Here is a 21,062-nt window from a genome sequence, read left to right as displayed (position 1 = left end):
ACTCACCCCTCACCGCGAACCATGGTGTAGAAATCGACCTTGGTGGCCGCCGTCTGCGCGGCCTGCCGCTGTTGTCTGGCAAGGTGAGCCGTACGCAACGGCGCGATCACCTTTGTCTCGACCACACCTGCAAACTCGCCGGATTGCACCAGCGCGTCGCACAGCGCGATCATCAGCGCCTTGTCCTTGTTGCGGCCGAGCGTGTAGCCGAAGCCGATCTCGCCACTCGCAAGCCGCACCGCCGCCCGCGCCACTGTAGCCTCTCCAAGATTGAACGGCGCGCCATCGCCGCCGATGCGGCCGCGGACCATGACAAGGCCACTCTCCGCCTCGCGCAGGTTTTCGAAGGCGGGCAAAGCGATCCCTTCGAGACAGGCCGCAATCTCTTCGCTCGCGGCACGCGCCAGCACGGCCATCGCCGCCCTGCGCCGCGCGACATCAGGATTTTCGTCCTGCAGCATCCGATTCCGGGAGTTCATCATCGGCCTCGACGCCTGGTTTCTCTTGCGTGATTCAAGTTGTCTATGATACTAGACAACTCGATAATGAAACGCCATGACTGTTTCGTGACAAACACGTGATTTTCGCACTACAGAGTGATAGCGTCGCTCCATGAGCTTGCAGGACACGGGTTCCGGCGTCGCCCTGTGGCGTCAGGTCGCGGATGGCATCGAGCGCGGCATTGCCGAAGGCCGGTATGCGGCTGGAGAGCGACTGCCCGGCGAAGTCGAAATCGCGGAAGCTTATCGCGTCAATCGCCACACCGTGCGGCGGGCGCTGGCAGCGCTCTCCGAGCGCGGTCTGGTGCGCGCCGAACGCGGCAGCGGCACCTATGTGGAAGCGCCTCGCCTCGCCTATCCTTTGCGCTCGCGGACACGATTTTCCGAGATCGTCGGCGCCGGCGGCCGCGAACCGCGCGGGCAATTGATCGAGGCGAGCGAAGAGCCGGCTACGCGCGAACTCGCACGATTGCTGGCTGTGAGAACCGGAGCGCTGCTGGTCCGCATCGAGGCGGTACGACTGGCCGACCGCGCGCCGATCTGCGTCAGTACCACATGGCTTTCGGTCGAGAAATTCCCGGACGCGGGCCGCGTGTTCGCCAGTGTGCGCTCGATGACCAGGCTGCTCGACCATTACGGGGTGCGCGACTTTCGCCGCGGGTCGACCCGGATCAGGGCCGCGATTGCAGAAGCGACCGACGCCGCGCGGCTCGACCTTGCTCTTGGCCGTCCCGTGCTGGTGGTCGATGCGACCGACGTCGATGGCGATGGCAAGCCGCTGGTGACCAAGCGCTCGCGCTTTGCCGCAGAGCGCGTCGAATTTCTGGTGGAGAGCTGAACTCCCACAGCACATTCCGCTATCATCGGCCGGGCGCGGCATGACACCGAGAGAGAACATGGAGCTGCAGTCTCGCGACGGAATTCGCCCGAGCTCTGACAACGATCACCCTCCCTGGAAGTGAGAGGGCGCAGGGAAAGCCGGGTGGCCGCTGCACCCGAGGCTCCCGCGCAAAGAAAGTTTGCGCGAGCGCGAAAACCACAGGTACAGGCGGTGATCACACCGGCCTTCCCTGCGCGATGGTTTACGGCTTATACGCGCTCTCCCCAGTGAACCAGCGTTTGCCACTGTCGCCGGCGCAATGCGCTAGCATTGTCGCCAACTTGGCGCCTGCATGGGCGCGCCAGGACCACACGACTTCGCCGTCCGCATCATGCGCCGCTCGTCGGTCAGCACATCCGCGTCCACCGCATCCCGCCTCACGTGTCGTGACGACCGCGATACGCCCCTCTGCAAAGCGAGGCGGGATAGCGGCAAGAATACTTCTGATTTTCGGAATCGTCAACCCGACGGAATGCGACAGATTAACACGACGGGCAAAGTTCGATCACGCCACGGCGCGGCGGCCGATGATGGCAAAGCGCAGCTTGCCGGAGATCCAGTCGATGGCGGCGACCGCGACCAGGATCATCAGAATCAGGAACGACACCTTCTGCCACTCCAGCACCCGGATCTGCTCGGCGAGCTGCAGTCCGATGCCACCGGCGCCGACGATTCCGATGATGGTCGCCGAGCGGGTGTTGGATTCGATGAAATAGAGCACCTGGCCGGCAATGACAGGCAGCACCTGCGGCATCAGGCCGAAGCGGATTTCGTGCAACGTCGTGCCGCCGGAGGCGCGGATGCCCTCAACCTGTTTGCGATCGGCGCCTTCGACGGCTTCCGAAAACAGTTTGCCGAACGCGCCGAAATCCGACACCGCGATCGCGAGCACGCCGGCGAAGGGACCGAGGCCGACGACATTGATCCACACCAGGGCCCAGATCAGCGTATCGATGCCGCGGACGGAATCCAGGAAGCGCCGCACCGGGAAGCGCACCACGTCGGGCACGATGTTGCGCGCCGCGATCAAACTCACCGGCAGTGCCATGATCGCCGCAAGCGTGGTGCCGAGCAGCGCGATCGACAACGTCTCGCCGAGCGCCTTCAGATAAAGCGGCAGCGAGGAGCCGGGATCGGGCGGCAGCATCATCATGGTGATCCAGCCAAGCTGATGCAGTCCTGCGATCAGCCGTGTCGGCGAGAAGTCGAGATCGACCAGGCCGAAGCCGAAGATGGCGAGTGCCGCCAGCAGCATCGCGGGCATGGCGAGCCGCGCGGAGGCCGGTCGCTTGAAGATTTCGGGGTAACGCGCCTGCAAAGCATTACGATCCGCCGCCGGCATCTGGCTCACGTCCGCGCCTCCCTGCCGAACAGGCGGCTGCGCAGCCAGCCGGTGGCGATGTCGATGACGAACACTGTCAGGATGATCGTCAACAGGATCGCGCTGACGTCGGAGTAATAGAATTTGCGGATCGCGACCACGAGCTCCTGGCCGATGCCGCCGGCGCCGACAAACCCCATCACCGACGCCTCGCGGACATTGATCTCGAGCCTTAACAGCGTGTAGCTCGCATAGCCCGCGATCACTTGCGGCAACACGGCAAAGCGCATGCAGCTGATCCAGCTCGCGCCGGTGGAGCGGATGCCCTCGACCGGCTTCATGTCGGCGTTCTCGACCATTTCGGAATACTGCTTGCCCAGCGCGCCGACACAATGGATGGCGATCGCCAGCACGCCCGCCATCGGGCCGAGCCCGAAGGCGATGACAAAGATCAGCGCGAACACGATCGAGGGCACCGTGCGGGCGAATTCAAGCAGGCGTCGGACCACGAACCGCAGAACGGGGCCGGGCGAGGTGTTTTCAGCCGCGAGAAAATTCAGCCCGAATGCGAGCACTGCCCCGATCAAGGTGCCGACATAGCTGATCAGGATGGTCTCGCCGAGCAGGTGCAGCCATTTCCGCCAGCCCCAGAACCATTCGCCGAAATCGGTCCAGACCCGCGCGCCGCTGTCGAGCGTGAGAATGCGGTCGAAATAGCTGGCGAAATTGCCGATGTAGGTGAAAAAGGTCTTCAGGTTCACTTCCGCTCCGAACGCCGCGACAACAAGCGCGGCGAGGAACAGCGCGGCCGCCAGCGCGGTGCGCAGCCGCTTGCGCGCCACCTCCCTGCGATAGGCGCGATTGAGTTCGGCAAGCTGCTGGGGTGGGAGAATGGAAACGGCTGTCGTCATCGGAGGCTGCCTGGGTGGCCTGCAAAGAAAAAAGGCCGGGTCGCAAAGGACCCGGCCAATCCAGTCCACCGATCGATCAGGACGCCTTCTTGCGCAGGCTGTCGACGAATTTGATCAGCTCGATGGTCTTGTTGTAGTCCTCGTTGGCAACGGGCTGCCACGGCCGGTTCTTGCCGTCGGAGAGCTTCTTGAAGGCTTCCGCGTCCTTCTGCGGCGCGTCCAGGAAGGCCTGCTTGATCGCCGCCTTCATGTCGTCGGGCAGGTCGCTGAGATAGGCGTAGGGCGAGTTGATGATGAGGTCGGACTTCACGATGGTGCGGAAGTCCTCCTTCTTCATTGGCGTGCCGTCCGAGCTCTTCACCATGTTCTTGGCGAGCATGCGCGTCAGGTTGGAATCATCCTCCGCATTCCACCAGTTGGCGGCGACGTCGACGGTGCCCTGCGCCAGCGCCAGCACGGCGTTCTCGTGGCTACCGGTGAAGATGACCTGGTTGAAGAAATGATCGGGATCGATGCCCATCTGGTTCATCTTGAACCGCGGCATGTTGTTGCCCGATGTCGAGTTGGGATCGACCAGACCGAGATTCTTGCCCTTGAGGTCCTCGAGCTTCTGGTACGGGCTCTTGTTGAGCACATAGAACACCGAGTAATAGCCCTTCGAGCCGTCGGAGTTGACGTCGATCACGAAGGCGTCGGTCTTGACGCCGGTCAGGCGCGCACGCGCAAACGAGGCCGGGCCGTAATAGCCGATATGGATATTGCCGGCGCGCTGGCCCTCGATCACCGCGGCGTAGTCGTTCGCAACCCGCAGGTTCACCTTGATGCCGAGCTCCTTCGACAGATAGTTCACGAAGGGCGTGAACCGTTCGGTAACGCCCGAGCCGTTCTCGGCCGGGATCACGGCGAAGGTGATTTCCGGATATTTCGCCTTCCAGTCCTCGGCGGAGGCGGAGGTCGCGAACGCCATGGCGGCGACGCCAGCGAGAACCAGTCTGCGGTTGATCATAAAGCACCCCTGTTGTTGATGGTCGTCAACGCTTTTGAAAACCGCCCGCCCCGGCCGGGGCAGTGCGGGACTTCAGGCCGCGGCAGCGCTGCTGAGGGCCGGAACGGTTGCGCCCGAGACGTCTGTGGGCGCCGCGCCCAAGACTTCATTGGCCTCGAGATCGTAGAGCTCGCGCGCGACGTGCTCGGTGAGCTCCGCCGGCGCGCCGTCGAACACGATCTTGCCCGCGGCCACGCCGAGCAGGCGGTCGCAATAGCTGCGCGCCAGATCGAGCGAATGGAGGTTGCAGAGCACGGTGATGCCGAAATGCTTGTTGATGCGAAGCAGCGCATCCATCACGATCTTGGTGTTGCGGGGATCGAGCGAGGCGATCGGCTCATCTGCGAGGATGATCTCGGGCTGCTGCACCATCGCGCGCGCGATCGCCACGCGCTGCTGCTGGCCTCCGGACAGCTGGTCGGCGCGCTGCGCGGCGAGTTGTGCCATGTCGAACTGGTCGAGCGCCGACATCGCGATTGCGACATCCTCCTCGGGCCAGAGCTGCGCCAGCGAGCGCCAGAACGGAACCTCCGACAGCCGCCCCATCAGCACATTGGTCAGCACGTCAAGCCGGCCAACCAGGTTGAACTGCTGGAAGATCATGGCCGAGCGCGCCCGCCATTGCCGCAGCTCCTTGCCGCGCAGCGCGGTGACATCGACGTTGTTATAGAGAATGCGGCCTTCGGTCGCGGGGGTGAGACGGTTGATGGTTCGCAGCAGCGTCGACTTGCCGGCGCCGGAGCGGCCGATCACGCCGACAAAGGAACCGGGCGCGACGGAAAAGGAAGCGCTGTCGACCGCGGCTTTTGTACCGAAACGGCACGTCAAACCTTCCACCACCAACATTCGCTGCTCCGGTCCGTTCGTCTTCGGGCCACCGCTAGCGCTCGTTTTCTACAGTCGTGTGACAGTCGCGCTGCGCTGCGACTATGATCCACACCGCAAAGCGCCTGTCACCGAACTGTCATTCCTCTGTCATGAGGCATGAAGAAGAGGAGCGCGTTCAACTCTTTGGCGCATGGAATACCGAATGGCTGGCAAGGCACTCGCGATCGAACCGACGGTCGATCCTACTGCGAAAGTACAAGACGTAAAGTTCGGCATCTATTGCGAGGTCGGAGCGCGCACGATCTTGCTCGATGTCGAGATGGGCGACTATTCCTACGTCGTCAACGACGCGCAGATGACCTACACCACGATCGGCAAGTTCTGTTCGATCGCCGCCATGACGCGGATCAATCCGGGCAATCATCCGATGCACCGCGCGACGCAGGCGCATTTCACCTATCGCGCCAGCGCCTATTTTGCGGACGAGGCCGACGACGCCGAGTTCTTCGCCTGGCGCAAGAGCCATCGCGTTCATATCGGTCACGACGTCTGGATTGGCCATGGCGCGATCGTGCTGCCGGGCCGCCGCATCGGCCATGGCGCCGTGATCGCAGGTGGCGCGATCGTCACCAAGGACGTTCCTGACTACACCATCGTCGCCGGCAATCCGGCCCGCGCGATCAGGCGACGGTTTTCAGAAGAAATCGCCGGGCGGCTGATGCGGCTTGGCTGGTGGAACTGGGACCACGCCGCTCTGCGCATGGCCCTCCCCGATTTCCGTAAATTGACCATCGAGGCATTTCTCGACAAATACGAGGCGCAATCAGCCTCTCTCCGGAAGCAAAGTGCCTGAACGTGACTGACATCCTGATCGAGGGCGGCCGCGCCCTGATTGACGGCGACATCACCGAAACCTCGCTGCGAATTGCCGGCGGCAGGATTCGCGACGTTGGCGCATCCGGCGGCCGCGGCGCGCTGTCCATCGATGCACGAGATCTTCTGGTGCTGCCGGGCATCGTCGACCTGCACGGCGATGCCTTCGAGCGGCAGATGATGCCGCGCGCGGGCGTCGACTTTCCGATCGACGTGGCGCTGTGCGACAGCGATCACCAGGCGATCGCCAACGGCATCACGACGGTGTTTCACGCAACGACCTGGTCGTGGGAGCCGGGCCTGCGCTCCGGCGACAATGCCACGCGGCTGTGCGAGGCGATCGAGAGCCTGCGGCCGCAGCTCAAGGCCGACACCCGCTTCCATCTGCGGCACGAGACCTACAATCTCGATGCGGAGGAAGAAATCATCCAATGGCTCGGGGACGGACGGGTCGATCTGTTCGCATTCAACGACCATATGGACGGCACGGTCGCGGACCTTGCCAAGCCGCGCAAGCGCAACCGCATGGTCGAGCGCACCGGGCTGTCCAGCGAAGCCTTCGACCAACTGGTCGAGCGGATCGTCTCGCGCGCCGACGCGGTGCCGGCCTCGATCGCGCGACTTGCGCAGGTCGCGCGACAAGCCGGCGTGCGCATGCTCTCACATGACGACAACAGCCCGGAGATGCGGCAGGCGTTTCGCGCGCAAGGCGTCGGCATTGCCGAGTTTCCTGTCAACGAAGAGACCGCGCGCGAGGCGGCCGGCGGCGGCGACGCCATTGTGTATGGCGCGCCCAATGTCGTGCGCGGCGGCAGCCACACCGGCTGGACCAAGGCGTCCGACATGATCGAGAAAGGCCTCTGCTCGGTGCTGGCGTCGGACTATTACTATCCCGCGCCGCTGCTGGCCGCCTTCCGCCTCGCTGCCGATGGTGTGCGGCCGCTGCCCCAGGCCTGGGATTTGATCTCGGCCGCGCCCGCGCGCGCCACCGGCCTTTCCGATCGCGGCGAGATCGCCGAAGGGCGTCGCGCCGATATCCTCCTGGTCGACGATGCCGCAGCTTTGCGGCCACGCATTGTCGCCGTCATCACAGCCGGCCGGCTGGTCCACCTGACCGACGCCGATCGCATCGGCACCGTAACAAACGCCGCACGCGCGGTTGCGGCGGAGTAAGGCGGCTTTATTCTCAGCGCATGACCGGATTCCCTCGCTACGCGATCTACTACGCCCCCCCGCGCGGCTCAGCGCTCGACCGCTTCGGCGCCGAGCTGTTGGGCTATGACGCCTGGACTGGCGAGGACCTGCCTTTTCCGGGCGGCGTGGCGGAAGCGATCCCGGATTGGCGCGAGGTGACGAGCGATCCCCGCAAATATGGTTTCCACGCCACGCTGAAGGCGCCGTTTGCGCTGGCGCCCGGCAAAACCGAGGCCGAGCTGGTCGCGGCGTGCGCCGCTTTCGCGGCTGGGCCGCACACCATTCCCAACTTCAGGCCGGTGGTCGATTCGATCAGCGGCTTCATCGCAATCATCCCGGCCGAGCGATCGCTGCCGCTGGAGCAGCTCGCGGCCGACGGCGTCACCGCTTTCGACGGCTTTCGCGCAGCGCTGAGCGAGCGCGACCGCGCACGACGCAATCCGGAGAAGCTGACCGGGCGCCAGCGCGATCATCTCGACCGCTGGGGCTATCCTTATGTGATGGAAGAATTCCGCTTCCATATGACCCTGACCGGCCGGCTCGACTCGACCCGCCGCGGGAGCGTGCTCGACATGCTGCGTGGGCGCTTTGCGGCCACCGGCATCGACAGCCTTTCGGTCGACCGGATCGCGCTGTTCCGGCAGGACGCAGGCGATGCGCGCTTCCGCATCATCGGCAACTGGGCCATGCGGCCCGCGGCGTGACGCCGGATCGGCCGGCTGCCCACGAGGCCATCCCGGTCGTCAGCCGAAAGCCGGGCAATCCGCTGATTTTACCGCCCTGAGAGATCGCACTTCGGCCCGAAAACTGGCACGCTTGTTGCTGCAACGGATCCGATCAACATCCGGGGAAGCGACCTATGGCGACCATTACGACCACCACCACGACATCCCTGCGAAAGCCGTTCTATACGTCCCTGTTCGTCCAGGTGCTGGCGGCGCTGGCGCTCGGGATCGCGCTCGGCGTGGCTACGCCGGATTTAGCGGTCAGCCTGAAGATCCTCAGCGACGCCTTCCTGAAGCTGATCTCCATGATCGTGGCGCCGATCGTGTTCTGCGTCGTGGTGCATGGCATTGCCGGCGCCGGCGACCTCAAGAAGGTTGGCCGCGTCGGCGTCAAGGCGCTGGTCTATTTCGAGGTCATGACCACCGTCGCGCTGGTCGTCGGCCTCTTGCTCGCGTTCGCGTTCGGACCCGGCCACGGCATGAACATCGATCCCTCGACCCTCGATGCCAAGGCGCTCTCGACCTATGCCGGCAATGCGCAGAAGCTGAAGGGCGAAGGCATCGGCGCCTTCCTGTTGAACGTCATCCCGACCACCTCCTTCGATGCGTTGTCGCGCAACGACGTGCTGCAGGTCTTGTTCTTCGCCATCATCTTCGGCGTCAGCCTGTCCCTGGTCGGCGGCGAGAAGGGCGAGAAGGTCGCTTCCATGATCGAGGCGGTCTCGACCGTCTTGTTCCGCGCCATGGGCCTGATCGTGCGGACGGCGCCGCTCGGCGTGCTCGGCGCGGTCGCCTATACCGTCGGCAAATATGGCGTGGGCTCGCTCAAGCAGCTGGTCTCGCTGGTGATGCTGTTCTACGTCTCGGTCGCGATCTTCGTGCTGGGCGTGCTCGGCGGCGTGATGGCGCTCGCAGGCATCAACATCCTCAAATTCCTCGCCTACCTGCGCGAGGAGCTGACCATCGTGCTGGCGACCGCCTCGTCGGATGCGGTGCTGCCGCAGATCATGCGCAAGCTCGAGCGGATGGGGGTGAAGGATTCCGTCGTGGGTCTTGTCATTCCGACCGGCTATTCCTTCAACCTCGACGCCTTCTCGATCTATCTGACGCTCGCGGTCGTCTTCATCGCGCAGGCGACCAACACACCGCTCTCGCTCGGCGATCTCCTGCTGGTGCTCGGCGTGTCGCTGGTCACCTCCAAGGGCGCGCATGGCGTGCCCGGCTCGGCGATCGTGATCCTGGCAGCGACGCTGAACGCGGTGCCGAGCATCCCGGCGATCGGCCTGGTGCTGGTGCTGTCGGTCGACTGGTTCATCGGCATGGCCCGCGCGCTCGGCAACCTCATCGGCAATTGCGTCGCAACCGTCGTGGTTGCCTCATGGGAAGGCGATCTCGATCGCGCCAAGGCAGCCCAAGTGCTCGAGGGCGGCGAGTACGTCGACGTGACGGCGGGGTAGATGGAGCTGAGCTGTCGCCGACACCTCTCCCGAAGGGAGAGGTCGATTTGCGCCAGCAAATCGGGTGAGGGGTTCAGGTCCCTCGTTGGCGCTGCGGCCCCTCACCCGGCGCTACGCGCCGACCTCTCCCCGCCGGGGAGAGGTCAGCCGCTACAGCCGTCGCTACTTCCCGCCCGCCTGCGGCCTGAAATTCTCGATCAGCCGCAGCAGCACACGCGCACCGGCGTCGGCGTCGGCGAGTTCGACATGCTCGTCGGGGTGGTGGCTGATGCCGCCGCGGCAGCGGACGAAGATCATGCCGACATCGGCGATGTCGATCATGGCCATGCCGTCATGGCCTGCTCCGCTCGGCAGCTCGAACACGCGAAAGCCTTCGGCCGCGATCGCGTCTGCGATCTGCGCCTTCAGCCAGGGCGCGCAAGGCGCGGTGCGATTCTCATGGGTGACGTCGATCTGCAAGGCGAGGTCGCGGCGCTTCGCGATCGCCTCGATCTGCCTGGCGACATCGGTGACCGCACGGCGGCGGTGCATGTCGGTCGGCGCGCGCATGTCGATGGTGAAGGAGACCTGGCCCGGGATGACATTGGTCGCGCCGGGCAACGCGTGGATATATCCGACGGTGCCGACGAGACCAGCCTGGTCAGTGCGGCAAAATTCCTCGATCACTCCGATGCATTCGGCCGCGCCTGACAGCGCGTCGCGTCTGAGCCGCATCGGCACGGTGCCGGCATGTCCGGCCATGCCGGTCAGCCTCGCTGCGAGCCGTGTGGCGCCGGCGATGGCCGTGACCACGCCGACGGCGAGATCTTCCTGCTCCAGCACCGGCCCCTGCTCGATATGCAGCTCGATATAGGCGAGCAGTTCGCCGCGAACCCGCGCTGCCTTGCCGATATGATCGGGATCAAGTCCGAACGCCGTGATTGCCTCGCCCAGTGACACCCCCGTCATGTCGCGCACGCCGAGCACGGCCTCGTCGAACGTGCCGGCAACCGCGCGGCTGCCGAGCAAAGTGGAGGCAAAGCGCACGCCCTCCTCGTCGGCAAAGCCAACCACCTCGATCGCAAACGGCAGCCTGAGGCCGCGCCTGTGCAGATCGGCAACGCAGGAGATCGCGGTGATCACCCCGAGCGGGCCATCCCATCGGCCGGCGTCGCGCACCGTGTCGTAATGCGAGCCCAGCATCAGCGCCGGCAGGCCCGGACGCTCGCCCTCGTAGCGGCCGCAGACGTTACCGATCGCGTCGATATGCGCGGCCATGCCGGCCTGCCGCATCCAGCCCAGAATCAGGTCGGCCGCCGCGCGATGCTCGGATGTCAGAAAGATGCGGGTGATATTGGCAGGGTCTTCCGAGATCGCGGCAAGCGCGTTGATCCGCTCGGCGATCTCGCGCCCCAGCGACAGATCTTCACGCCCAGCAGTGCCAACGTCCATCTTGCTCATGTCTGAAAATCGCGTCCACCCATCGATACAAGTTCGGTGCCAGCGGCGCGATGTCGAATACTGGGGGGCCGTCGCCGCACGCACGGACTGGTAGCAGCCTGAACACGCCTGGCCAGCGATAAATGCCGCCGGCGGCCTCGATCCCCACGCTCCGGACAGGCTTACCGGCTGCTCAACTCTCTTGCATACAATTCAAAGATATAGCTTATTTTTTTATCTATAGAACGCCAGCCCAAGTTTTGGACGGGTTAAATATTGTCGATATTTCAATATCTTGTCTGCATCGCACAGTAAAACAGCTGTGGCACGAAGCTTGCGACTGTAGCTCCCGGGCTCCGCCGATCGGCGTGGCCACGAGATAAGCGGCGGTTTAGCCGCCAAGGGAGCAGGCAATGGATTTTGGCAGGATTTCACGACGTCATCTTTTGCAGGGAAGCGCCGCCCTGACCTTGGGCTCAGCGCTGGGCATGCGCTCGGCTTTCGCCGTCGACACAACCATTGGTCTTATTTATGTCGGATCGCGCGATGACTACGGCTACAACCAGGCACACGCACAAGGTGCGGCGGCGTTGAAGAAGCTGCCCGGCATCAAGGTGGTCGAGGAGGAGAAGGTCCCCGAAACCGACGCGGTCGAGAAGACCATGGAGTCCATGATCAATCTCGACGGTGCTACGCTGCTATTCCCGACCTCGTTACTACAACCCGCACATGATCAAGATGGCCAACAGGTACCCGAAGCTGCACTTCGAGCACTGCGGCGGCCTCTGGACCGACAAGGACCCGAAGAACGCGGGCAGCTATTTCGGCTATATCGACGAAGCGCAATACGTCTCCGGCATCGTCGCGGGCTATTCGACCAAGAGCGGCAAGCTCGGCTTCGTGGTGGTTGAAGAAGTCGGCGTTTCGCGAGGATGCGAGGAGGAAGATCGCCCGTTACAAGATCAAGACCCGCACGCCCGAGACGCCGATCGCGGCGCTGTCGGGCGGCAATGTACAGCGCGCGGTGCTGGCGCGCGAGCTCGGCGGCGATGTCGAGGTCCTGATCGCGGCCAATCCCTGCTTCGGGCTGGACTTCGCCGCGGTCGCGCAAATCCATGCCGAGATCATGGCCGCGCGAAACCGCGGTGCCGCCGTGCTTCTCGTCAGCGAGGATCTGGACGAGCTCCTGGAATTGTCGGATCGTCTGGTCGTGATGTTTCACGGCCAGCTGGTCTATGAGGCGCGCGCGAGCGAAGCCGATTTGACCGAGATTGGCCGCCACATGGCAGGCCATTGATGTCCGATCCGAGTTCTGGCGACCGCGATGCGCATTTCCTGCGGCGATCCTTCGAGGTGGCCCGCCGCTCCATGACCCACGGCAACCATCCCTTCGGCGCCATTCTCGTCGACAAGGACGGCAAGGTGCTGCTGGAGAGCGAGAACGGCTATATGCCGGCACATGACGGCACGGCACATGCCGAACGGCTGCTGGCGACTGAGGCCTGCCGGACGTTGCCCAAGGACGTGCTTGCGGCATCCACGCTCTATTCCTCGGCGGAGCCCTGCGCGATGTGCGCGGGCGCGATGTATTGGGCCGGCATCGGCCGTCTGGTCTATGGCTTGAGCGAGCACCGCCTGCGCGGCATCACCGGCAACCATCCGGAAAATCCCACTCTCGACCTGCCCTGCCGCGAGGTCTTCAAGAACGGCCAGCGCCCAACCGAGGTCGTCGGCCCGCTGCTCGAGGACGAAGCCGCCGCGCTGCACGATGGCGTGTGGAAGTAGCCGCCAGCGTCGTTCGTCGCTCGTAGAGTGGGTAGAGCGCAGCGAAACCCACGAATTCTCGCCGCATGTGACATGATGGGTTTCGCTGCGCTCTGCCTCGGTTTAGCCCTGCATCGCACGCGCCGCTGCGCTGTGACGGCGGATCAGGTCGGCGACGTCGAGGCCCGGAATGGCGCCGTCGACAACGGCCCATTTGCCTGAAACCATCACCCGGTCGGCGCGATGTGCGCCGCACAGCACCAGCGCGGCGACGGGATCGCCATGGCCGGAGAAGCGCAATTCGTCGAGCTTGAACAGCGCAAGGTCGGCGGCCTTGCCCACCGCGATCTCGCCAAGCTCCGGCCGGCCGACACATGCCGCCGAGCCTCTGGTGGCCCAGCGCAGCGCGTCCTTGTGGCTGACCTTGAGCACGCCATAGCGCGCCCGTTGCAGCAGGAACGCGGCGCGAACCTCCTGCATCAGATTGGAAGCGTCATTCGACGCGGAGCCATCGACACCGAGGCCGATGCCGACGCCCGCCGCCTCCATCTCGCAGACCGGACAGCAGCCCGACGCCAGCAGCTGGTTGCTGCAGGCGCAGTGGCTGATGCTCGTCCTCGCCCGGCCCAGCCGCTTGATCTCCTCGGCATTGAAGAAGATGCCGTGCGCAAGCCAGGTGCGGGAATTGAGCCAGCCGCACTGCTCGAGATAATCGAGCGGACGGCAATGGTGGAGCTGCTCGCAGAATGTGTTCTCGTCCGCGGTCTCGGCGAGATGCGTGTGCAGCCGGACATCGAGCTTCTCGGCAAGCTCCGCGGTCCTGCGCATCAGGGAGGTCGTCACCGAAAACGGCGAGCATGGCGCAAGCGCAATTTGCACCATGGCATCCTCGCCGCGCTCATGGTGCCTCACGACCACGCGCGCGCTGTCAGCGAGGATAGTATCTTCATCCTGCACCACGCTGTCGGGCGGCAACCCGCCATCTCGCTGCGAGCGGTTCATCGAGCCGCGTGTCAGCAGAACGCGCATGCCGAGCCGTTTTGCCACGGCGACTTCGATGTCCAGGGCATCCTCAAGCCCGGCCGGAAAGACATAGTGATGGTCGGTCGTGGTGGTGCAGCCCGACAGCAGCAATTCGGACATCGCCACCGTGACGCCAAGCTCAAGCCTCTCCGGCGTCAGCCGCGCCCACACCGGATAGAGCGCCTGCAGCCACGGGAAGAGTTCGCGATCCATCGCAGCCGGCAGCGCCCGGGTCAGCGTCTGGTAGAAATGGTGGTGGGTGTTGATGAGCCCGGGCAGCACCACGTGCTGGCTGGCATCTAATACCACGGCATCCGCGGTCGCCGGTGTGCCGCCGGCCGGCACCAGCTCGACGATCCTGCCGTCTTTCACCACCACGCCACGCGCGGCGCCGTCGGCAAAAATACCGGTCGGATCCTTGATCCAGATGGCTTGTGATTGCTCCATGGCGCGCGGCATCCGTGTTCAATTTAGAGTTAAAGCACTGGCCGTCATTCCGGGGCGATGCGCAAGCATCGAACCCGAAATCTCGAGATTCCGGGTTCGCTTCTTCGAAGCGCCCCGGAATGACCGAGGATAATTGCGTTCCGGTAATTCGGGGACCTGCAATTCAAGGACCGGCCGAATTGGCGCTGGTCTTGCAAGACTGTTACAAGCAGAAGGATTGGGTTGAAAGCATTGAAGTTTACATGGATTTGAACACAATCAAGGACGTCGCCCGGCCACGAGCCCGATCCGAGCTGCCCGTTTGGACGGCAGGCGACGCGTGGCTTGCAGGCGGCACCTGGCTGTTCTCGGAGCCGCAAGTCCACCTCTCCCGGTTGATCGACCTTGCCGACCTGAAATGGCCGCCGCTCGAGGTCAACGCAACCGGCCTGACGATGGCCGCGACCTGCACCATCGCCCAGCTCGATGCGCTGGCCTGCCCCCCAGACTGGCTGGCGGCACCGCTGATCAACCAGTGCTGCAGGGCCTTCCTTGCGTCCTTCAAAATCTGGAAAACCGCGACCGTCGGCGGCAATCTCTGCATGTCGTTGCCGGCAGGGCCCATGATCTCGCTGACCTCGGCCCTCGACGGCGTCTGCACCATCTGGCGCGCCGACGGCACCGAGCGGAAGGTCACTGTGCTCGACTTCGTCACCGGCAACCAGCGCAATGTCCTCGCGGCGGGCGATTTGCTGCGGCAGATCGACATACCGCTCGCCGCATTGAAAAGGCGCTCGGCCTTCAGGCAGATCTCGCTGGCGCCGGTCGGCCGCTCGGCCGCGCTGTTGATCGGCAGCATCGCGGCCGAGGGAGGCTTGCTGCTGACGGTGAGCGCTTCGACCAAGCGGCCGGTGCGGCTTGCGTTCGGCAAGGTGCCCGCGCCGCACGAGCTGCGCGAGGCGATCCTGCACGGCATCGGCGACGGCGATTATCACGACGATATCCATGGCAAGCCGTTCTGGCGCAAGCACATGACTTTGCGGCTCGCCGAGGAAATCCGGTCCGAGCTCTCGGGCGCGGCGGCGCCGCCATGAGTTTTGAGATCAACGGCAAATCCCTTTGGCAAACGCCGCGCGCCGGGCAATGCCTGCGCACCTTCCTGCGCGAGCTCGGCCATTTCGGAGTGAAGAAAGGTTGCGACGCCGGCGATTGCGGCGCCTGCACCGTGCTGATCGACGGCGAGCCGGTGCATAGCTGCCTGATCCCGGCGTTTCGCGCCGAGGGCCATGCGGTGACGACCATCGAGGGACTCGGTACCGAAGGCCATGCACATCCGATGCAGCAGGCCTTTCTCGACGCCCAGGCCTTCCAATGCGGCTTCTGTACCGCCGGCATGATCCTGACCTGCGCCTCGTTGAACCAGGCGCAGCGCCAGGATCTGGGCGCGGCGCTGAAGGGCAATATCTGCCGCTGCACCGGCTATCGCGCGATAGAGGACGCGCTCGACGGCAAGACCAATATCGAGGAGGTCGAGGCTGGTGCAGCGTTCGGCCGCAGCCTGCCCGCACCCGCAGGCCCGCTGGTGGTGCGCGGGGCCGCGCGCTACACGTTCGACACCGAGATCGAGGGCCTGCTTCACATCAAGCTCGTCCGCTCACCGTATCCGCATGCCAGGATCAAATCGATCGACAAGACGGTGGCGCTGGGCGTGCCGGGTGTCGCCACCGTGCTGACCTACGAGGACTCGCCGGACCGGCTGTACTCGACCGCGCGGCACGAGAAAGCCTGGATGGACCCGGACGACACTCTCATGCTGGACAGGGTCGTCCGCTTCATCGGCCAGCGCGTGGCCGCCGTGGTCGCGGAGACCGAGGCCGCCGCGGAAGAAGGCTGCCGCAAGCTTGCGATCGACTACGAGACCTGGCCTGCCGTGTTCGAGCCCGCCCAAGCCATCGCGCCGGGCGCGCCGGTGATCCATCCGGGCCGGACCACTGAGCAGCGCGTTGCCAATGCAGCGCGCAACATCGTGGCCGAGGCGCATGGCGAGTTCGGCAATGTCGCAACCGCCCTTGCCAACTCAGCCGCAAGATACGAAGGCACCTTCACCACCCAGCGCGTCCAGCACGCCGCCCTGGAGACCCATGGCGGTCTCGCCTGGGTCGATGAGCAGGGCATCCTGACCGTGCGCTCGAGCACGCAGGTGCCGTTCCTGACGCGCCGCGCGCTGACCGAGATTTTCAACCTGGTGCCGGAAAAAATTCGCGTGTTCTGCGAACGCGTCGGCGGCGGGTTTGGCGGCAAGCAGGAGATGTTCGTCGAGGACATATTGGCGCTGGCCGCGCTGAAGACCGGCCGGCCGGTGAAGCTTGAACTCACGCGCGAGGAGCAATTCATCGCGACCTCGACGCGACATCCCATGCGCGTCACCGTCAAGGCCGGCGCCGACAAGGACGGCAAGCTGGCGGCGCTTTATCTCGACGTCCTCTCCAACACCGGCGCCTATGGCAACCATGCCGGCCCGGTCCTGTTCCACTCCTGCGGCGAAAGCATCGGCGTCTATAACTGCCCGAACAAGAAGGTCGATGCCGTCGTCGCCTATACCAACACGGTGCCGGCCGGGGCCTTCCGCGGCTACGGTCTGCCGCAGACCTTGTTGGCCGTCGAAGCGGCAATCGACGAGCTCGCAAAACAGCTCGGCATCAGTCCCTACGACATGCGCCGGCGCAATATCGTGAAGCCCGGCGATCCCATGCTGTCACCGCAAGGCTATGGCGAGACCGACGTGGTGTACGGCTCCTACGGCCTCGACCAATGCCTCGACCTGGTCGAACGCGCGATGCAGGCGGAGACAGCGCAAGCCGATCTCTCGCCGGATTGGCTGGTCGGCGAAGGCATTGCGCTCACCATGATCGATACCGTCCCGCCCGACGGACACATCGCGGACACCGCGATTGAACTGCGCGACGACGGAGGCTTCGAGCTGACGGTCGGCACCGCGGAGTTTGGTAACGGCACCAGCACGGTGCATCGCCAGATCGCGGCCTCGGCGCTTGCAACGACCGTGGACCAGATTCGCCTGCGGCAATCCGACACCGCCCATGGCGGTCACGACACCGGCGCCTATGGCTCGGCCGGCACCTTTGTCGCCGGTCTTGCGACCCAAGTCGCGGCCGAAAAGCTTGCCGGTGAGTTGAAGGCGTTTGCAGCGACGGCGCTGGGAACCGATGTCGCGGGCTGCATGCTGGAAAGCGATTCCGCCGTCTGCGGCGGCAAACAACTCTCCTATGCGGCGTTGGCTGCAAGCGCGCACCAGCAAGGCATGACGCTTGCAGCCACCGGCAATTCCGGCGGCACGCCACGTTCGGTCGCCTTCAATGTCCAAGGCTTTCGCGTCGCCGTGAACAAGGGCACGGGACAGGTCAAAATCCTGAAGAGCGTGCAGGCGGCAGACGCCGGCCGCGTCGCCAATCCCATGCAATGCCGTGGCCAGATCGAAGGCGGCGTGGCGCAGTCGCTCGGCGCCGCGCTTTACGAGGAGATGGTCATCGACGACGGCGGCCGCATCGTCAATCCGCGCTTCCGCGACTATCATCTGCCGCAGTTTGCGGACGTGCCGCGCACCGAGGTTCTTTTCGCCGACACCTACGATACGGTCGGACCGATGGGTGCCAAGTCGATGAGTGAGAGCCCGTATAACCCGGTCGCCGCGGCGCTCGGCAACGCGCTCGCCGACGCCACCGGCATTCGCTTCACCGCGGTGCCGTTCAAGCCGGACCGGCTGTTTCCGCAGCTGATGGAGAAGTTCGGGGAGACGTGATGCCGACCTCATCCAGAGGAGCGGCTGAAGGCCGCGTCACGAAGGATGGCTACGCGTCGGGAACACTGCTCTGATAAGAGCGGGAGGTGCGACTGCGCACGCCCCACTCAGCCTCGTCGAATTGTAGCCGGCCGTCGCCGCATCCGTCGCGTTCGTGATTAACGAGTCGGCCTGTCGACACCGTTACTCGAGCCGCCAACCAACCCACCTCTAGCGCCGTACCAGCCGCCTGAAGGGGTGCCCACGGTGCCATTCGCCGCGCCTGCACGACCGGGCCCACCGCCCATGCCGACCGTACCTTGGTAGGTCGTGCCATGGTGGGTCTTGTGCTTATGGTGAGTTGTGTATGCAAATGCGAACGTGCTTGAGAGCGCGAACGCAGCAGCCAACGCTATGGTCGCAATCTTCATGCTTGATCTCCCTTGGCTTGTCTTCTCCCTTGGCTTACGAATCCGAGAATAACCCAGCACCATGGATGCAGGTTCCAGCGCGTTTAGCAAAACAGCTCTCAACCGACACGCTGGATGTCGCCCTCGGGTCAAAACCAGCAATGCTCTGATCGAGCAGAAGCTTTCTGCTGAGCCACCAAAAGCCGACATCTACGGCCTTGTTACACGCCCTAGCTCCCGCGATAGGTCGCGTAGCTCCAGGGCGTGACTAGGAGCGGAACGTGCAGGTGGCCTTCCGGCTCGCTCGCGGCAAAGCGCAGCGGAATCTCGTCGAGAAAAGGCGGATCGGATATCGGCACGCCGCGCGCGGCAAAATATCTACCGACGGAAAATGTCAGCTCATAGCGGCCGATCGGCACCGGCCGGCCGCCGATCAAGGGCACATCGGTGCGGCCATCCGAATTGGTGACGGCGCGCGTGATCACGCGGGCAGCGCCGAGCTCGGACAACTCCGTCAAGACGAGCTCGATGCCGGACGCAGGCTTGCCATTGTGATTGTCGAGCACATGGGTGGAGAGCCGGCCGTGCACCTTCAACCGGTCATCCCCGATCACGAGCTGATCGAGGCGAAGGGCGGCGATGCGGAAGATCTCCTCGACCGATCGCTGCGTTTCGGCCGCGGCGTCGTTCGGCAGGCGGCGCTCGAAATCGCGCAGGATGGAATCCCTGGTCTGGCGCCGGACGCAGACGATATAGGGAAAGCCGAACTTGGCGCGGTAGGCGTTGTTGACGCGCTCGAAGGCCTCGTACTCGGCATCCGACAGGCGATCGAGACCTGCACTGTTCTGCTCGGCATTCGATTCCGCGGTCAGCCCGGCGGCGCGTTGCGTCTTGTCGGCGAGGTCAGGATGCGCCTTGATCAGCGCGTGCCGCAGCTCCTCTGGCGCCCGATCCACGGCCGCCTTCATGGCGTCGAACAGCTGCACGACGCCGGCAAACGGCCGGAGCGATGCGGCCTGTTCGGCGATCCACGGCGAATATTCGAAGACGTTGGAGAGCTGCACGACGAAGTCGCCTTTGCTCGAGGCGTTCAACTCCGAAAGCGTTGTTTGCGACATCGCGCGTCCTAACCCAAGCCTGGCGCGCTTTCGGCGAGATGCGCGAGATTTTTGTGCCAGTGCTCGGCGATCTGAAGCCGCGTCGGCACCCAGACCCGATCATGCTTCTGGACGTAATCGAGAAAGCGGATCAGCGATGCGGCTCGGCCCGGACGGCCGACAACGCGGCAGTGCAGCCCGACCGACATCATCTTGGGCTGTGTCTCGCCTTCGGCATAGAGCACGTCAAAGCTGTCCTTCAGGTAGGTAAAGAACTCATCGCCGCCGCCAAAGCCCTGCGCATTGATGAAGCGCATGTCGTTGGCATCGAGCGTATAGGGAATGATCAGCTGCGGCGCTGTGGCTCCCTTGATCCAGTAAGGCAGGTCGTCGGCATAGGAGTCGCACAGATACATCAACCCGCCGGCTTCCATCAGAAGGCGGATGGTGTTGAACGAGGAGCGGCCGGTGTACCAGCCGCGCGGGCGTTCGCCGGTGGCCTCGGTGTGGACGCGGATGGCTTCGGCGATCTCGGCGCGCTCGCGCGCTTCCGACATGTCCTTGTGCTCGATCCATTTGAGGCCATGGCTTGCGATATCCCAGCCGGCCTCCTTCATTGCGGCCACGATCTCAGGATTGCGCTTTAGCGCGGTCGCCACGCCGAACACGGTGGTCGGAAGCTTGCGCTCGGTGAACATCCGCCACAGCCGCCAGAAACCCGCGCGCGAGCCATATTCGAACATCGACTCGACATTGGCGTGGCGCTGGCCGGGCCATGGTCGCGCGCCGAGGACATCGGAGAGGAAAGCCTCCGACGCCGCATCGCCATGCAGGATGTTGTTCTCGCCCCCCTCCTCGAAATTCACGACGAACTGCACGGCGATCCGGGCATTATCCGGCCAGTGCGGATGCGGCGGGTTGCGGCCGTAGCCGCGCAGGTCGCGGGGATATGGGGCGTCCGCCATCACACCATCTCGAAGCGGATCTTCTGCGCGCCCTGCCAGAGCACGGTCTTGCCCAGCGCCGGCAGGTTTTCCAGCCCCGAAGTCAGCGTAATGAAATGGTTGCCGGCGAGCTGGCCCATCTTGCTCGCGAAATGCACGCTGCCATAGGCGAGCAGAATCTCGGTCTCGCTGATGCCGCCGGGATAAAGGATGATCTGGCCCGGCGCCGGATAGCTGGTGTGGTTTTCGTAGGAAACACCGAAATCGAGATCGCCGAGCGGCATCCATACCCCCTCGCCGCTCCAGCGGACATGGATCACCTGACTCTCGAACGGCAGGTGCTTCTTGAAGGCGGCGCAGGTCTTGGGTGCGAGCTGCTCCTCGAATCGGCCCTCGAAAGTGAAGTCGCCCGCTCGGATGATCAGTTGGCTCATGGATTGCTCTTTCGG

At 64.4% G+C, this 21,062-nt stretch carries 18 protein-coding genes and 2 pseudogenes; 10 read left to right on the top strand and 10 right to left on the bottom strand.

What is annotated here, in order from left to right:
• Window positions 1-2: 2 nt before the first annotated feature.
• Window positions 3-479 (bottom strand): phosphonate C-P lyase system protein PhnG, encoded by a 477-nt coding sequence (gene phnG, locus A3AI_RS0104940; protein ID WP_084800844.1) that lies wholly within the window; start codon window positions 477-479, stop codon window positions 3-5.
• Window positions 480-612: 133 nt separating this feature from the next.
• On the opposite strand from phnG, the gene phnF reads away from it, so the two are divergent.
• Window positions 613-1,338, top strand: a complete 726-nt coding sequence (gene phnF, locus A3AI_RS0104935; RefSeq protein WP_024514508.1) for a phosphonate metabolism transcriptional regulator PhnF — start codon at window positions 613-615, stop codon at window positions 1,336-1,338.
• A gap of 547 nt (window positions 1,339-1,885) precedes the next feature.
• On the opposite strand, the gene phnE (A3AI_RS0104930) is transcribed toward phnF, so the two are convergent.
• The 4 genes from phnE (A3AI_RS0104930) to phnC form a co-directional block, all read right to left on the bottom strand.
• Window positions 1,886-2,722: a phosphonate ABC transporter, permease protein PhnE gene (gene phnE, locus A3AI_RS0104930; protein WP_156927660.1), complete on the bottom strand. Its 837-nt coding sequence runs from the start codon at window positions 2,720-2,722 to the stop codon at window positions 1,886-1,888.
• A gap of 5 nt (window positions 2,723-2,727) precedes the next feature.
• The gene (gene phnE, locus A3AI_RS0104925) at window positions 2,728-3,612 is read right to left on the bottom strand and encodes a phosphonate ABC transporter, permease protein PhnE (RefSeq protein WP_024514506.1); all 885 of its coding nucleotides are present in this window, start codon (window positions 3,610-3,612) and stop codon (window positions 2,728-2,730) included.
• 76 nt (window positions 3,613-3,688) lie between these two features.
• Window positions 3,689-4,618 carry a phosphonate ABC transporter substrate-binding protein gene (phnD, locus tag A3AI_RS0104920; protein WP_024514505.1) on the bottom strand — a complete coding sequence of 310 codons (930 nt, stop codon included), beginning with the start codon at window positions 4,616-4,618 and terminating at the stop codon, window positions 3,689-3,691.
• Window positions 4,619-4,690: 72 nt separating this feature from the next.
• The gene (phnC, locus tag A3AI_RS0104915) at window positions 4,691-5,503 is read right to left on the bottom strand and encodes a phosphonate ABC transporter ATP-binding protein (protein ID WP_024514504.1); all 813 of its coding nucleotides are present in this window, start codon (window positions 5,501-5,503) and stop codon (window positions 4,691-4,693) included.
• A 184-nt stretch (window positions 5,504-5,687) separates the two neighbouring features.
• On the opposite strand from phnC, the gene A3AI_RS0104910 reads away from it, so the two are divergent.
• The 4 genes from A3AI_RS0104910 to dctA all read left to right on the top strand — a co-directional run bounded on the left by A3AI_RS0104910 (window position 5,688) and on the right by dctA (window position 9,734).
• Window positions 5,688-6,338: an LbetaH domain-containing protein gene (locus A3AI_RS0104910; protein WP_024514503.1), complete on the top strand. Its 651-nt coding sequence runs from the start codon at window positions 5,688-5,690 to the stop codon at window positions 6,336-6,338.
• A 2-nt stretch (window positions 6,339-6,340) separates the two neighbouring features.
• Window positions 6,341-7,531, top strand: a complete 1,191-nt coding sequence (locus tag A3AI_RS0104905; protein WP_024514502.1) for an alpha-D-ribose 1-methylphosphonate 5-triphosphate diphosphatase — start codon at window positions 6,341-6,343, stop codon at window positions 7,529-7,531.
• 20 nt (window positions 7,532-7,551) lie between these two features.
• Complete coding sequence (locus A3AI_RS0104900) at window positions 7,552-8,256, top strand: DUF1045 domain-containing protein (protein WP_024514501.1); 705 nt, start codon at window positions 7,552-7,554, stop codon at window positions 8,254-8,256.
• Between the two features lie 155 nt (window positions 8,257-8,411).
• Window positions 8,412-9,734: a C4-dicarboxylate transporter DctA gene (gene dctA / locus A3AI_RS0104895; RefSeq protein WP_024514500.1), complete on the top strand. Its 1,323-nt coding sequence runs from the start codon at window positions 8,412-8,414 to the stop codon at window positions 9,732-9,734.
• Window positions 9,735-9,896: 162 nt separating this feature from the next.
• Here dctA and A3AI_RS0104890 read toward each other — a convergent pair whose 3' ends face one another.
• Window positions 9,897-11,165, bottom strand: coding sequence for an allantoate amidohydrolase (locus A3AI_RS0104890; RefSeq protein WP_024514499.1), 1,269 nt, complete (start codon window positions 11,163-11,165; stop codon window positions 9,897-9,899).
• A 401-nt stretch (window positions 11,166-11,566) separates the two neighbouring features.
• Between A3AI_RS0104890 and A3AI_RS0104885 the strand changes: the two are divergent.
• The 3 genes and pseudogenes from A3AI_RS0104885 to A3AI_RS0104875 all read left to right on the top strand — a co-directional run.
• Window positions 11,567-12,071, top strand: a pseudogene (locus A3AI_RS0104885) (substrate-binding domain-containing protein); the annotation flags it as partial.
• Window positions 12,043-12,450, top strand: a pseudogene (locus A3AI_RS46005) (ABC transporter ATP-binding protein); the annotation flags it as partial. The pseudogenes A3AI_RS0104885 and A3AI_RS46005, both read left to right, overlap by 29 nt.
• Window positions 12,450-12,938 carry a nucleoside deaminase gene (locus tag A3AI_RS0104875; protein ID WP_024514496.1) on the top strand — a complete coding sequence of 163 codons (489 nt, stop codon included), beginning with the start codon at window positions 12,450-12,452 and terminating at the stop codon, window positions 12,936-12,938. The pseudogene A3AI_RS46005 and the gene A3AI_RS0104875, both read left to right, overlap by 1 nt.
• Before the next feature lie 102 nt (window positions 12,939-13,040).
• Here A3AI_RS0104875 and A3AI_RS0104870 read toward each other — a convergent pair whose 3' ends face one another.
• A complete protein-coding gene (locus A3AI_RS0104870) occupies window positions 13,041-14,387 on the bottom strand; it encodes an 8-oxoguanine deaminase (RefSeq protein ID WP_024514495.1) in 1,347 nt (448 codons plus the stop codon).
• A gap of 242 nt (window positions 14,388-14,629) precedes the next feature.
• On the opposite strand from A3AI_RS0104870, the gene A3AI_RS0104865 reads away from it, so the two are divergent.
• Together A3AI_RS0104865 and A3AI_RS0104860 are read left to right on the top strand one after the other, a co-directional pair.
• Window positions 14,630-15,460 carry an FAD binding domain-containing protein gene (locus A3AI_RS0104865; RefSeq protein WP_024514494.1) on the top strand — a complete coding sequence of 277 codons (831 nt, stop codon included), beginning with the start codon at window positions 14,630-14,632 and terminating at the stop codon, window positions 15,458-15,460.
• Window positions 15,457-18,183, top strand: a complete 2,727-nt coding sequence (locus A3AI_RS0104860; RefSeq protein WP_024514493.1) for a molybdopterin-dependent oxidoreductase — start codon at window positions 15,457-15,459, stop codon at window positions 18,181-18,183. The genes A3AI_RS0104865 and A3AI_RS0104860 overlap by 4 nt, the downstream gene beginning before the upstream one ends.
• A gap of 619 nt (window positions 18,184-18,802) precedes the next feature.
• Here the strand turns inward: A3AI_RS0104860 and uraD are convergent.
• Genes uraD through A3AI_RS0104845 form a run of 3 tightly spaced genes read right to left on the bottom strand, consistent with a single transcriptional unit; the run spans window position 18,803 to window position 21,047 of the window.
• Window positions 18,803-19,690, bottom strand: coding sequence for a 2-oxo-4-hydroxy-4-carboxy-5-ureidoimidazoline decarboxylase (gene uraD, locus A3AI_RS0104855; protein ID WP_024514492.1), 888 nt, complete (start codon window positions 19,688-19,690; stop codon window positions 18,803-18,805).
• Between the two features lie 8 nt (window positions 19,691-19,698).
• A complete protein-coding gene (gene puuE / locus A3AI_RS0104850) occupies window positions 19,699-20,634 on the bottom strand; it encodes an allantoinase PuuE (RefSeq protein ID WP_024514491.1) in 936 nt (311 codons plus the stop codon).
• On the bottom strand, window positions 20,634-21,047 hold the full coding sequence (locus A3AI_RS0104845; RefSeq protein WP_024514490.1) for a DUF3830 family protein: 414 nt from the start codon (window positions 21,045-21,047) through the stop codon (window positions 20,634-20,636). Before A3AI_RS0104845 ends, puuE begins: the two co-directional genes overlap by 1 nt.
• Between the last annotated feature and the right edge of the window lie 15 nt (window positions 21,048-21,062).

The organism is Bradyrhizobium sp. Tv2a-2, from assembly GCF_000472425.1.
In the GTDB taxonomy this organism is placed as follows: domain Bacteria; phylum Pseudomonadota; class Alphaproteobacteria; order Rhizobiales; family Xanthobacteraceae; genus Bradyrhizobium.
Note: the sequence above shows the minus strand (reverse complement) of the source record. Positions and strands in the feature narration are given on the sequence as shown.